A 12,069-nucleotide genomic window follows, 5' to 3' on the forward strand; every position below is an offset into this window, starting at 1 on the left:
GATGACAGATAGTCCCAACAAAGAAGTCCGCCAGTTCACAGTCAATGCCGATGATGATGGCGTGAGGCTTGATCGCTGGTTCAAACGCAACCTGCCCGCGATTGGCTTTGTGACCATTTCACGCTGGGCACGCACAGGGCAAATCCGCGTTGATGGCAAACGCGCCAAGCCTGAAGATCGCCTTGCCGAAGGGCAAAAGCTGCGCGTGCCACCGGGCGGAGAGGCCAAGCACAAGGCCCCCAAACCCAAACGCGAGCTAACGCCTGAGGAAATCTCTGAGGCGCATAATATGGTGATCCGTGAGACACCAAGCGCGATTGTGCTCAATAAGCCGCCCGGCCTCGCCACCCAGGGCGGCAGCAAGACCACCAAACATGTCGACGGGTTGCTTGATGCATTTGTCGCGGATGAAGAAACACCGCGCCCGCGCCTCGTCCACCGTCTCGATAAGGACACATCAGGCGTCCTTCTGATTGCTCGCAGTCCGGGCAGTGCAGCGGCGTTTTCGAAACGCTTCGCAGGTCGCTCTGCGCGCAAGGTCTATTGGGCGCTGGTCGTTGGCGTACCTGAAGTGCGCGAGGGCACAATCGACGCACCGCTCGCCAAACAGCCCGGCACCGGCGGCGAGAAAATGCATGTCGATGAGGAGGAAGGCGCGCCTGCCAAAACGCGTTACCGCGTGGTCGAGCGGGCAGGCCAGCGTGCGGCATGGGTTGAACTGGAGCCGCTGACCGGGCGCACCCACCAGCTTCGCGTGCACTTGGCCGCCATTGGGCATCCGATTGTGGGCGATGGCAAATATGGTGGGCAAGATGCGTTCCTGACCGGCTCGATCAGCCGCAAAATGCACTTGCACGCACGCCGCCTGATTATCGCAACGCCAGAGAGCAAGGGGACAGGCGGCAAGCTGGATGTGACCGCAGAACTGCCGCCGCATTTTGCTCAAAGCATGGAGGCGCTTGGCTTTGAAGAAAGCCAATCCGATGCCTCGCCTGTTCGCGATGAAGCGCCAGAGCGCACGCCTGCTGAAAAGAAACAGGCCGCGCGCCGCCACGCCAAACAATATCGCAAGGACCGCCGCGGGGAACGCCGCTCGCGTACCACCTCTGCCCTCACGACAAAGAAAGCGGCTGCGAAGAAAGCAGCGACCAAGAAGGGTAAGCCCGGCGCGAAATCGGGCGGGAAACCCAAAGGGCGGCGCTAATGCATCCCAACCCCGCCTTTCGCAGCGAGGATCATGACCGTTTCGAAGCGCTGATCCGCGAAACAGGGTTCGGCATGGTGTTTATGACAACACCTGAGGGTCCGCGCGTCGCGCATGTTCCCGTATTGTCGGATGGCAAAGGCGAAATCCGCTTTCACTTGGCCCGCAACAACGCTCTTGCCCCGCATCTTTCAGGTGAAACGGCGCTGATCACGGTCAATGGGCCGGACGGATACGTCTCACCGCGCTGGTACGACAATCGCGACACGGTGCCGACATGGGATTACGCAGCGCTGGAGATGGAAGGGCCGGTGCGCATGCTCAGCGATGAAGAGCTGGAAACGCTGCTCCACGACGTAATCGAGACATTTGAAGCACGGATTGAGGGTGAGCCGTGGTTGGCTTCGGAATCGAGCGAAAAAGTCTGGTCGGGCCTTTTTCGCGGTATCACCGGCTTTGCCTTGCAAGTCGAACACTGGCGACCGACATTCAAATTGTCACAGAAAAAGACCCCGGCTGAGCGCACACGGATCGCTGCGGGTGTGGAGCAATATGGCAATGCAAAGCTTGCCCGGTGGATGCGAGAGGTAACGCAATGACGAAACTTGCGGTGTTCGATTGCGACGGCACACTTGTCGATGGGCAAGCCGATATCTGCGACATTATGGTTCAGGCATTTGAAGGCGCACGTCTAACCAGCCCCAGCCGCAACGATATTCGCCGGATTGTAGGGTTGAGCCTGCCGGTCGCTATCCGGAAGCTCGCTCCTGACCTTAATGACGAGCAAGTTCGCAATGTGGTGAGCCTGTATAAGGATGGCTATTTTGCGCGGCGGCAAGAAGGCCTGCTGCAAGAGCCTCTCTATGATGGGATTGTCGAATTGCTACGCGCGCTCCGCATGGATGGGTGGAGCCTTGCGGTAGCGACAGGAAAGTCTGATCGCGGACTGAATTCCTGCCTTACTGCGCATGGTCTGATGGACCTGTTTGTTTCGCTCCAGACCGCCGATCGCCACCCTTCAAAACCACATCCAGCCATGCTGGAGGCCGCGATTTTTGAAGCTGGCGCTGAGGCCAGTAACGCGGTCATTATCGGCGATACCAGCTTTGATATGCAAATGGGCCGCTCCGCCAATGTGCGCGCGATTGGCGTTGCCTGGGGCTATCACACGCCAGACGAATTGCTGACCACAGGGGCAGACTTTGTCGCGCGAGACGTTGCGCATTTAGGCGACGAATTGGGAGTAAGCTGGTGAGCGATCAGTCCCCTGAGGAAGCGCAGGCGGTTACGCGCTTCGGCATTATGAACCTCGTCCGCATTGGTGGGGTCGTCCTGCTAGCGCTCGGCATTGCGACGGTGCAAGAGGTGATTGCAGCCCCCTATGCCGTGGGCGTTGGGCTCGCAATTGTCGGAGTGGCGGTATTCTTCTTTGCCCCTGCGCTGCTGGCCAAGCGTTGGAAGGCCCAAGATCGGGGCGAGAAATGAGGCGGTTTTACGAAGATGTTGGTGTCGCCAAGGTCGACGGCGGTTGGCAAGTCACGCTTGATGCGCGCGCGATCAAAACGGTCAAAGGGGCACCGCAGATTGTCTCCAGTGAGGGTGTGGCAAGAGCACTAGCCGCAGAGTGGGACGCACAAGGGGAAAAACTGGACCCTGCTACCTTTCCTTATCGCGATCTAGCGGATTATGCGCTGGACATTGTCACCCCTGCCCCCGGTGATCTGATCGACAAGCTGGTAAGTTATGGCGATACCGACACGCTGCTTTACCGCGCTGACCCAGATGAACCGCTCTATACGCGCCAGCAGGAAGTGTGGGAGCCCATTGTGGCTGGCTTTGAGAGCGATCTTGGCGCAGCACTCACGCGAGTAAGCGGCATTATCCATCGCCCGCAAAGCGAGGACGCCATGACAGCATTGCGCGCGCAATTGGTGGAGCAATCACCCTTTGCATTGGCGGCGATGGAAGTGCTCACCAGCCTCTCCGCCTCGCTGATCATCGCTCTGTCTGCGGGTAAAGCCGGCACGAAGGATGAAGCGCTCGCCCTGTGGCAGGCAGCAAGTCTTGAAGAAGAATGGCAGGCCGAATTGTGGGGCCGTGACGAAGAGGCCGAGGAACGCCGGGCCAAGCGGGAAGGCGATTTTCTCTCCGCCTATAGATTCACCCGGCTCACACTGCAGGGCTGATTATTCGCCGGTCAGCACCCAGTTTGCAACATCGCCAGCCACTTCATTGGCAACCCGGTTAAGCGCCGGTGCAACAAAGGTAACATCGGCTGGAACACCCTCTTCGCGTGCTTCAAACCGGCGAGAGAATACCCCGCCCTCTTCCGATGTGATCACCCCCTGATAGCGGGCGACGACGCTGCTGCTTTGCGCATCATAGCTCAGTTCAAGCAAAGTGCCGCGAACGAAGACACTGGCGAGCACAGGCGTGTCATCGGTGTCCAGGACAATGCTTTCATCACCCACCCGCTCGCGCAGGGTTTCTCCAACCAACCGGCGGAAGAGGCGCGCAGGTTTTTCAATCCAAACAGCGTCCTGAAGATAAGCAATTTCGGTCTCAGAGACATTCACCGGCACGCGGACGATATCGAGCTTTGCCGGTGTTTCCGGGGTCAGGACTGCAATGGCGACTGTCTCGTCACCCGCTAGAGACGCGCCGCCGGTAGAGACGTCGCCTGAAATGGGAGACAAAGTGAGCAAGCTTGGCGGAGGCTCAGCGCCTGCGCCGATGCTCACGCATCCGGTGAGCGCTAGAGAAACAGCGGCAAGAGCAGGTAAGGCGGCGGAGCGTTTGGTGAACATTGTCATGTGCTTCAATCCTCTGGCTCATATTCGGGCAAAGCCGGTCCACCCAGCAACGCGCCTGCGCCTTGGTTCTCAATCCGATCCGTAATCGCCCGCAAAGATCGCGATGTGGTGCGCAGATCCTGCAAAGTTGCCTCAGCCGCTGGCAAAGTGGTCTCACGCAATTGCCGCGCGGCGGGCCGTGTATCCTCCAACGTGCGCGCCAAAGCAGCGGCGGCATCGTTGGCAGAGGAGAGCGTCCCGCGCAGTTCTGCGGCGAGCGCTGGCCCTTCTTGATTGAGCAGTTGATCAGTGGTTGCAGTAGCCTTTTCAAATGCGTCCAAGGCTTCTCCCGCCTCTCGCAAAGCCACTTCCAGTTCAGCAAAAGTGCCCTCCAACCGGGGCGCGGCATCGGCCAATTCGGCTGTCAGGCGGTTCGAATTTTCGAGGATGCCTGCCAGCTGCTCCTGGTTCTCAGGGCCGAGCAACAGGTTCAAATTCTCAGTGAGCGTCGCCAGGCGTTCGAGCAGCAAAGGCGCAGAATTCAGAAGCGCGTTGATCCCGCCATCTTTCGCCGGGATAACTGGGCGATCTTCGGGGCATGCGGTTGTCTCACATGTGATCGGAGCAGCACCGCCACGCGCACCGTCGAGCAGGATCGTCGCAACGCCGGTAAAGCTGGCCTGAATGGTCGCCTCCGTCCCCACCAGAATGGGCACGTCTTCCTTTACCCGGATGCGAACGCGCACAAATTCAGGATTGTCTTCGGACAATGAGATGTCGATCACCTGCCCGACAGGCACGCCCGCATAGGCAACCTGGCTACCATTCGCGAGGCCAGAGACCGACTGTGCGTAGAAGATATCGTATTCGGTCTGCGCGCCCTGCCCCAACCGCGCGATCCATACGATGAAAAGTGCCAGCGCTGCCAGCAATGCCAGCGTTACTGCACCGACCCAAAGGTGATTGGCTCTTGTTTCCATTGCCTATATCCTATGGACGCTAAACGGCGCAGCTGTCCATGTTGTTGGCCGCTTCATGCACTGTCCTGCCCCTTTTTTCATGCCCGTTCATGCGCGCTCAGCGCCCCTCTCCCGCGCGGGCCGCCGAAGTATTCTTCGATCCACGGATGCCCGGTTTTGATCAGTTCAGGGATCGTATCGACCGCAATCACCCGCTTATCCGCCAGCACCGCAACCCGGTCACAAATCTCGTAAAGCGTGTCGAGATCGTGGGTGATCAGGAACACGGTGAGGCCCAGCGTTTCCTTCAATTCGCGCGTTTGCCGGTCAAAGGCCGCCGCCCCAATGGGATCAAGCCCGGCAGTGGGCTCATCCAGAAACAGCAATTCCGGATCAAGCGCGAGAGCGCGCGCAAGGCCTGCGCGCTTCTTCATGCCGCCTGACAATTCAGAAGGGTACTTGCTGATCGCCTCTTCCGGTAGGCCCGACATCAGCACTTTATAGCGCGCGATTTCGCGGCGCAGATCATCCTCGATATCGGGATAGAACTGTTTGAGCGGCACTTCGACGTTCTCGCCGACTGTCAGCGTTGAGAACAGCGCGCCGCCTTGGAACAAGACGCCCCAGCGCCGCCGCACACCGATCTTTTTGTCGAGATCAACCGCGGTAATCGTGCGCCCAAGCACGTCGATACGGCCCGCGGTCGGTCTTTGCAGGCCGATGATTGACCGCATCAGCACGGATTTGCCAGTGCCCGAGCCACCGACGACACCCAAAATCTCGCCCCGGCGCACCTCCAGATCAAGGCCATCATGCACCGCGAAATCGCCAAATTTGTTGACCAACCCTTCGACAACGATCGGAGGATCGTCGCAAAACCGCTCATGCGCGTTGGCGGGATCGTCGCGGATGATGTCGTCGCTCATCTTGGCTTACCCCCACCCAATCTCGGTAAAGAACACCGCGAAAAACGCATCGAGCACGATCACAGCGAAGATCGCAGAGACCACCGCCATCGTGGTACGTTTGCCGACTTCTTCTGAGTTACCTTGCACCTGCATCCCGTGATAACAGCCCGCAAGCGCGATGATCAGGCCGAAGACGGGCGCTTTGATAAGCCCCACCCAAAGATCATAATCGGCCACCACTTCGGGAATTCGCCCAAGGAATGTGAAGAACGGAATGCCCAGCGCAACCTGCCCGATCACCGCGCCGCCGATAATCGCGACGACAGAGGCGTAAAAGCCCAGCAGCACCATCATGAACGTGCAGGCCAGAATGCGCGGGATCACCAGCTTTTCTATCGGAGAAATGCCGATCGTGCGCATCGCATCGACCTCTTCGGTCAGCTTCATCGTCCCGATTTGCGCGGCAAAGGCACTGCCAGAACGGCCCGCCACCATGATCGCCGTCATCAAAACGCCCAGCTCACGCAGTGTCAGGCGCCCGACGAGGTTTACTGTCAGCGTCTCTGCGCCGAACTGCTGGAGCTGAACCGCGCCCTGTTGCGCAATCACAATGCCGATCAGAAAACTCATCAAACCGATGATGGGTAACGCAGCAACGCCCACCAATTCCATCTGCCGCACCAAAGCGCGCATTGGAAACTGGGATGGGTGGCGGATGATATTGGCCATACCGACCAAAATGCCGCCAAAGAAGGAAACCGTGCCATAGACCCCGGCGCGGGCACTATAAACCTGCTCGCCCACAGCCTCTGGCACACGCTCCCAAACGGGCAAGCGCTCCGGCTCAAGATCAGCGTCGCTATCGACACCCTGAACGGCGGCGAGCAACCGCTTCGCCTGCGGGCTGGTTCCGGTGATTGTCGCGCTGTGTTTGCGCGACAGGCGGCATGTCACCCACGCGCCCACCGTGTCTATCTCGCTTACTTCGCTTAGATCGATAGTGGCGAATGGCTCAGTGATTTGGTCCAGCTCATGCTCAAGCGGGCCAATCGTGGCGACCAATAAGGGGCCTGATAGAGCCAGCCGAGAGCCGCCCCCATCATCATGTTCAAGCGTGAAGTGTGCGACCCCATCCATCGCGCCAAGATATGCGGCCAAATGCAACACTTAACAAGTGGGAGTGTGAGAGTTGTTGCACTGCAACCAATCGCTTGGCATGGCCGCAGGCGACATGACTGAAACACTCAACACCACTTTCGACCCCGCGCAAATTGAGGCGCGATGGTATTCTCATTGGGAAAGCACAGGCGGTTTTCGCCCTGAGCGCCCGGATGCGGAACCCTACACGATTGTGAACCCGCCGCCCAACGTGACGGGCAGCCTTCATATCGGGCACGCGCTTGATAACACGCTCCAGGACATCGTGATCCGGTATGAGCGCCTGCGCGGCAAAGATGCTTTGTGGGTGGTTGGCATGGACCATGCCGGGATCGCCACGCAGATGGTGGTCGAGCGCGAGATGGAGGAGCGCCAGGACAAGCGCACCAATTACTCGCGTGAGGACTTCGTCGATAAGGTCTGGGAATGGAAGGCCGAAAGCGGCGGGCAGATAACCAAGCAGCTGCGTCGACTAGGCTGTTCGATGGACTGGTCGCGTGAGCAGTTCACGATGGACCCGCATTTCGACAAGGCTGTGCTCAAAACCTTTGTCGACTTGTACAATGATGGCCTGATCTATCGCGATAAGCGGCTGGTGAATTGGGACCCTAAGCTGAAGACTGCGATCAGCGATCTTGAAGTTGAACAGCAGGAGCTGAAAGGCAGTTTCTGGCACTTCAAATACCCGCTCGAAGACGGCGTAACCCTTACTGATGGGCGTGATTACATTGAGGTTGCGACCACGCGGCCTGAGACGATGCTCGCCGATATGGCGGTCGCGGTTCACCCCAGCGATGAGCGCTATGCCAGCGTCGTTGGCAAGCATGTCGTCCTGCCCATCACAGGCCGCCGCATTCCGATTGTCGCTGACGAACACGCCGATCCAGAGCTGGGCTCGGGCGCGGTTAAGATCACGCCGGGCCATGACTTCAACGATTTCGAAGTGGGCAAACGCGCTGGTTTTGCAGCGGGCGAAATGCTCAACATGCTGGATGGCGATGCGAATGTTTGCCAGACCGCCGACGGCCTAATCCCGGATGAATATCTCGGCCTGCACCGTTTTAAGCGCGCCAAAGAAGATGGGGGCACGCCGGGCGCACGCGAGCTGGTGGTTGAGCGGCTGAAAGAGCTTGGCTGCCTGATCCCGCACGTCTCTAAAAACAAAAAGGGCGAGGAGATCACCTCCGACGCCGAACCGCGCACGATCCAGACACCCTTCGGTGATCGCGGCGGCGTGGTGATTGAGCCGTGGCTGACCGATCAATGGTATGTCGATGCAGAAAAGCTCGCAGCGAAACCGATTGAGCAGGTAAAGTCGGGCGAAATCGAGATTGTCCCTGCGACGTGGGAGAAAACCTTCTTCAACTGGATGGAGAACATCCAGCCATGGTGCATCTCACGCCAATTGTGGTGGGGGCACCGGATACCTGCATGGTTTGATGATGACGGCAATGTCTTTGTCGCAACAAGCAAAAAAGAAGCACAAGCCAAGGCCGGCGCTGGCGTCAATTTGACGCAAGACCCCGACGTTCTCGACACTTGGTTCTCATCCGCTCTGTGGCCCTTCGCCACGCTTGGGTGGCCGGAGGAGAACCAGCCGCTGCTCGACAAGCACTTCCCCAACGATCTGCTCATTTCCGGGTTCGACATCCTGTTCTTCTGGGATGCGCGGATGATGATGATGGGGCAGTACAATATGGGCCGCGCGCCTTGGCCAAAGCTCTATCTGCACGGTCTCGTCCGCGCAGCCGACGGCGCGAAAATGTCCAAGTCCAAGGGCAATGTCGTCGATCCGCTTGGCCTGATTGACCAATATGGCGCGGATGCGTTGCGGTTCTTTATGGCCGCGATGGAAAGCCAGGGCCGCGACATCAAAATGGATGAAAAGCGGGTCGAGGGCTATCGCAACTTCGCGACCAAGCTCTGGAACGCGACACGCTTTTGCCAGACCAACGGCATTGGCAAGAGCAACACGATCAAGGCTCCACCTGCGCGTCTAGCCGCCAACCAATGGATCATTGGTGAGGTTCAGCAGGTCTGCGCCGAAATCGAAAGCGCAATGACAGACTTGCGCTTCGACGCGGCGGCCAACGCGATCTATCAGTTCACTTGGTCGAAGTTCTGCGATTGGTATCTTGAGCTAATCAAGCCGGTCTTTGCAGGCGATGCAGACAGTCCGCCTGCAGTCGAAACCCGCGAAGTTGCCGGATGGGCGCTCGACCAAATCTTCGTGATGCTGCACCCCTTCATGCCCTTCATCACCGAGGAGCTGTGGCATGCGCAGGGGACGCGCAAATACGACCTAATTACCGCAAGCTGGCCCAATCCGCGCGCCGAAGTTTCGAAAGAAGCGACCGATGCGATTGACTGGGTGATCGACCTCACCACCAATGTCCGCTCGGCCAAAAATGAGCTGGGCATTCCTCCGGGTGCAAAACTGGCGGCGTTCTTGCCTCAGGCCTCCGCATTGGCGAGCAGCACGATTGAGCGGTCTTCTGCTGCCATCGAACGGCTTGCGCGGCTGACCCCTGTGACCATCGGCGATGCACCCGATGGCCCGGCGATGCAGATCACCGCTGGCGAAGACGTGTTCGTCATCCCGCTCGAAGGGATCATCGACATCGCTGAAGAAAAAGCGCGCCTTGAAAAGGCACTTGCAGCAAGCCAAAAGGAAGCAAAGTCGCTCGAGGGACGGCTCGGCAATGCCAACTTCGTCGAGCGCGCAAAGCCAGAAGCAGTGGAGAAAGCCAAAGCCGACTTCGCGCATCATTCAGGCGAAGTCGGACGGCTCAAAGCGGCAATTGACCGCCTGGGATCGTGACATGAAGCTCGATCATATGGTGATTCTTGTTCGCTCAATCGACACGAGCCTGCCATGGTACGCGGCCATGCTCGGGCTTACCGGTTTTACCAAAACGCGCGATCATGTTTGGTTGAGTGATGACGGTCTAGCCATCGACATGAAGCAAGCGAAAACGGACACGGCGGACTATGCGCGCTATGCGCCGGGCCTCAACCATCTAGGCTTCACTGCCCCGGATACGGCAGCTCTCGACGCCGTGCGCGATGGAATGGCGAAGGCGGGTTTCGAAGTCCCCGAAAAGCAGTTCTTTGACGGCGAAACGGCAACGTTTTTCCGTGATCCCGATGGCATGCGCGTTGAAGTCACGGTTTACGATTAGCATGCCGTCGGCCCTAGAGCGGCTCAGATAGGGCTACCCCTACCAAATTCAAATTCGGCATCTTATTTGCCAAGCATGTCGATTTGGCCTTTCCTGATTGTCGCCCTGCTCACTGTCGCGGGCCTCAAATATCGCTCCATTGCGAAGCGTCGAAGGCGCGAGCAGCTTTTGGCAACGCCGCTTACCGACGAGCAGCGCGCGGTGGTTGCGCACCTTGTGCCGCTCGCAAGGCAATTGCCCCAAGACCTGCGGCCTAAGCTTGAGGGCAAAATCAACCTCTTCCTCGATCAGATCACCTTCCGGGGCCAAAATGGTCTCGAAGTGACCGAGCCGATGAAACTGTCCATCGCGGCCCAGGCTTGTCTGCTGATCGTCAACAGTCCTGTCTGGTATAACACGCTGCGCAATGTGCTGATTTATCCGTCCGCTTTCCTCACCCATCGCGGCAGCCATGATGGTTATCTCGTACATGAAAATCGGCATGCGACTTTGGGAGAAAGCTGGATACGTGGACCGGTCATTTTGTCGTGGGACCATGCCTTGCAAGGCGGCTTGGACGCATCAGACGGGCACAATGTGGTGATCCACGAATTCGCGCACCAATTGGATAGCTTAACGGGCCACACCAACGGCATCCCGATCTTGCGCAAGGGTCAGGCCTATGCCGGATGGGAGCGGGCTATGCTGGATGCCTATAACGAGCATCTCGAACGGGTTCAGGCTGGCATGGGTACGCTGATTGATCCTTATGGCGCGACCAACCACGAAGAGTTCTTAGCGGAGGCGATTGTCACCTTTTTCGAACGCCCAAAGGCTTTGCTGCGTGAGGAACCTGCACTCTATTCGCAATTGTCGCAGCTGCTCGCAATTGACCCGGCACGTTGGGACTGATCGTCAAAGCCCGAGACCATGAAAGCGAAATTTCCTACGCGGCCGTTTCGTGCCATAGGGGCCGCATGATTTGCGCAGCCAGCCTTCAATTGATTTTTGATCGACAAAACCGATCAATGGGCGCCCCTGTGATCGAAGCGATTTTGTCGCCAGGACCGTGTAACATGCGGTCCATGTGTTCCTCAGCAGCGACGAATGGAGCCGTCCGGGCCCTTCACACTCAAGGCCGCGCCGATGGCTGACCTAATCCTCGCAACAGATGATCACGGCGAACCCGAGATCTTCGCCTCCCTGCAAGGCGAAGGGCCCAGTGCGGGCATGCCGGTGGCGTTCATCCGGCTGTCGCGTTGCAACCTTGCCTGCACATGGTGCGACACCGCCTATACGTGGCGGTTCGAAGGGGACGAGCGCGAACATCGCGATGGCATTGCCTATGATCGCAAAGCCAATCAGGTATCGCTCTCCCCCAAAGAAGCAGCGGAACGGGTCGCGGCGCTGGGACAGAAGCGCCTCGTCATCACCGGCGGTGAGCCTTTGATGCAATGCGGGGCCCTCGCCGATATGCTCGCTGAATTGCCTGATATTGAGGTGGAGATCGAAACCAACGGCACCACGCGTGCCTCTGCCCATGTCGATATTCGGGTGGACCAGTATAATGTCAGTCCCAAGCTCGCGCATTCCGGCAATGCTCCTGACCTCGCGCTGATCCCAGAGCGGCTCGACCACTATGCGTGCGACCCGCGCGCATTCTTCAAATTCGTGATCGCGGACCCACAAGATGTCGCTGAAGTCCTAGACCTACACAGCCAATACCGGTTCAAACGTGGTCATGTGTTCCTGATGCCAGAGGGCACAGATAGTGAGGCTTTGCGCGCGCGGGCTGAATGGTTGGCGCCGTTATGCCTTGAACATGGGTTTCGGATGTCAGATCGGATGCACATCCATCTTTACGGAGATGAGCGCGCAACGTAACGT

General features: G+C 58.5%; 13 protein-coding genes. 9 read left to right on the forward strand and 4 right to left on the reverse strand.

Annotated elements, in window-relative coordinates; all coding sequences use genetic code 11:
- Position 1 precedes the first annotated feature (1 nt).
- From AC0V6N_RS10045 to AC0V6N_RS10065, 5 genes are read left to right on the forward strand one after another with little or no spacing between them, the layout of a single operon-like run.
- Complete coding sequence (locus AC0V6N_RS10045) at positions 2-1,204, forward strand: RluA family pseudouridine synthase (protein ID WP_486171421.1); 1,203 nt, start codon at positions 2-4, stop codon at positions 1,202-1,204.
- The gene (locus AC0V6N_RS10050; RefSeq protein WP_486171422.1) at positions 1,204-1,803 is read left to right on the forward strand and encodes an FMN-binding negative transcriptional regulator; all 600 of its coding nucleotides are present in this window, start codon (positions 1,204-1,206) and stop codon (positions 1,801-1,803) included. The genes AC0V6N_RS10045 and AC0V6N_RS10050 overlap by 1 nt, the downstream gene beginning before the upstream one ends.
- The gene (locus tag AC0V6N_RS10055; RefSeq protein ID WP_486171423.1) at positions 1,800-2,459 is read left to right on the forward strand and encodes an HAD-IA family hydrolase; all 660 of its coding nucleotides are present in this window, start codon (positions 1,800-1,802) and stop codon (positions 2,457-2,459) included. Before AC0V6N_RS10050 ends, AC0V6N_RS10055 begins: the two co-directional genes overlap by 4 nt.
- On the forward strand, positions 2,456-2,689 hold the full coding sequence (locus AC0V6N_RS10060; RefSeq protein ID WP_486171424.1) for a hypothetical protein: 234 nt from the start codon (positions 2,456-2,458) through the stop codon (positions 2,687-2,689). Before AC0V6N_RS10055 ends, AC0V6N_RS10060 begins: the two co-directional genes overlap by 4 nt.
- Positions 2,686-3,390, forward strand: a complete 705-nt coding sequence (locus tag AC0V6N_RS10065; protein ID WP_486171425.1) for an ATP12 family chaperone protein — start codon at positions 2,686-2,688, stop codon at positions 3,388-3,390. Before AC0V6N_RS10060 ends, AC0V6N_RS10065 begins: the two co-directional genes overlap by 4 nt.
- Here AC0V6N_RS10065 and AC0V6N_RS10070 read toward each other — a convergent pair whose 3' ends face one another.
- The 4 genes from AC0V6N_RS10070 to AC0V6N_RS10085 form a co-directional block, all read right to left on the reverse strand.
- Complete coding sequence (locus tag AC0V6N_RS10070) at positions 3,391-4,017, reverse strand: ABC-type transport auxiliary lipoprotein family protein (protein WP_486171426.1); 627 nt, start codon at positions 4,015-4,017, stop codon at positions 3,391-3,393.
- A 5-nt stretch (positions 4,018-4,022) separates the two neighbouring features.
- Complete coding sequence (locus tag AC0V6N_RS10075; RefSeq protein ID WP_486171427.1) at positions 4,023-4,976, reverse strand: MlaD family protein; 954 nt, start codon at positions 4,974-4,976, stop codon at positions 4,023-4,025.
- 77 nt (positions 4,977-5,053) lie between these two features.
- Entirely contained in the window at positions 5,054-5,881 is an 828-nt protein-coding gene (locus AC0V6N_RS10080) for an ABC transporter ATP-binding protein (protein WP_486171428.1), read from the reverse strand.
- A gap of 6 nt (positions 5,882-5,887) precedes the next feature.
- Positions 5,888-7,000, reverse strand: coding sequence for an ABC transporter permease (locus AC0V6N_RS10085; RefSeq protein WP_486172466.1), 1,113 nt, complete (start codon positions 6,998-7,000; stop codon positions 5,888-5,890).
- A gap of 94 nt (positions 7,001-7,094) precedes the next feature.
- Here AC0V6N_RS10085 and AC0V6N_RS10090 point away from each other — a divergent pair, with 94 nt between their 5' ends.
- The 4 genes from AC0V6N_RS10090 to AC0V6N_RS10105 all read left to right on the forward strand — a co-directional run bounded on the left by AC0V6N_RS10090 (position 7,095) and on the right by AC0V6N_RS10105 (position 12,066).
- Complete coding sequence (locus AC0V6N_RS10090; RefSeq protein WP_486171429.1) at positions 7,095-9,842, forward strand: valine--tRNA ligase; 2,748 nt, start codon at positions 7,095-7,097, stop codon at positions 9,840-9,842.
- A 1-nt stretch (position 9,843) separates the two neighbouring features.
- Positions 9,844-10,203 carry a VOC family protein gene (locus tag AC0V6N_RS10095; RefSeq protein ID WP_486171430.1) on the forward strand — a complete coding sequence of 120 codons (360 nt, stop codon included), beginning with the start codon at positions 9,844-9,846 and terminating at the stop codon, positions 10,201-10,203.
- Between the two features lie 75 nt (positions 10,204-10,278).
- Entirely contained in the window at positions 10,279-11,094 is an 816-nt protein-coding gene (locus AC0V6N_RS10100; protein ID WP_486171431.1) for a M90 family metallopeptidase, read from the forward strand.
- 234 nt (positions 11,095-11,328) lie between these two features.
- Complete coding sequence (locus tag AC0V6N_RS10105; RefSeq protein ID WP_486171432.1) at positions 11,329-12,066, forward strand: 7-carboxy-7-deazaguanine synthase QueE; 738 nt, start codon at positions 11,329-11,331, stop codon at positions 12,064-12,066.
- Positions 12,067-12,069: the final 3 nt, after the last annotated feature.

Source organism: Erythrobacter sp. S57(2025) (assembly GCF_057365055.1).

Excerpts from the sequence above, each read along its gene's own strand:
- AC0V6N_RS10045 (WP_486171421.1), top strand. The coding sequence starts at position 2 with ATGACAGATAGTCCCAACAAAGAAGTCCGCCAGTTCACAGTCAATGCC.
- AC0V6N_RS10050 (WP_486171422.1), top strand. The coding sequence starts at position 1,204 with ATGCATCCCAACCCCGCCTTTCGCAGCGAGGATCATGACCGTTTCGAA.
- AC0V6N_RS10055 (WP_486171423.1), top strand. The coding sequence starts at position 1,800 with ATGACGAAACTTGCGGTGTTCGATTGCGACGGCACACTTGTCGATGGG.
- AC0V6N_RS10065 (WP_486171425.1), top strand. The coding sequence starts at position 2,686 with ATGAGGCGGTTTTACGAAGATGTTGGTGTCGCCAAGGTCGACGGCGGT.
- AC0V6N_RS10070 (WP_486171426.1), bottom strand. The coding sequence starts at position 4,017 with ATGACAATGTTCACCAAACGCTCCGCCGCCTTACCTGCTCTTGCCGCT.
- AC0V6N_RS10075 (WP_486171427.1), bottom strand. The coding sequence starts at position 4,976 with ATGGAAACAAGAGCCAATCACCTTTGGGTCGGTGCAGTAACGCTGGCA.
- AC0V6N_RS10080 (WP_486171428.1), bottom strand. The coding sequence starts at position 5,881 with ATGAGCGACGACATCATCCGCGACGATCCCGCCAACGCGCATGAGCGG.
- AC0V6N_RS10085 (WP_486172466.1), bottom strand. The coding sequence starts at position 7,000 with ATGGATGGGGTCGCACACTTCACGCTTGAACATGATGATGGGGGCGGC.
- AC0V6N_RS10090 (WP_486171429.1), top strand. The coding sequence starts at position 7,095 with ATGACTGAAACACTCAACACCACTTTCGACCCCGCGCAAATTGAGGCG.
- AC0V6N_RS10095 (WP_486171430.1), top strand. The coding sequence starts at position 9,844 with ATGAAGCTCGATCATATGGTGATTCTTGTTCGCTCAATCGACACGAGC.
- AC0V6N_RS10100 (WP_486171431.1), top strand. The coding sequence starts at position 10,279 with ATGTCGATTTGGCCTTTCCTGATTGTCGCCCTGCTCACTGTCGCGGGC.
- AC0V6N_RS10105 (WP_486171432.1), top strand. The coding sequence starts at position 11,329 with ATGGCTGACCTAATCCTCGCAACAGATGATCACGGCGAACCCGAGATC.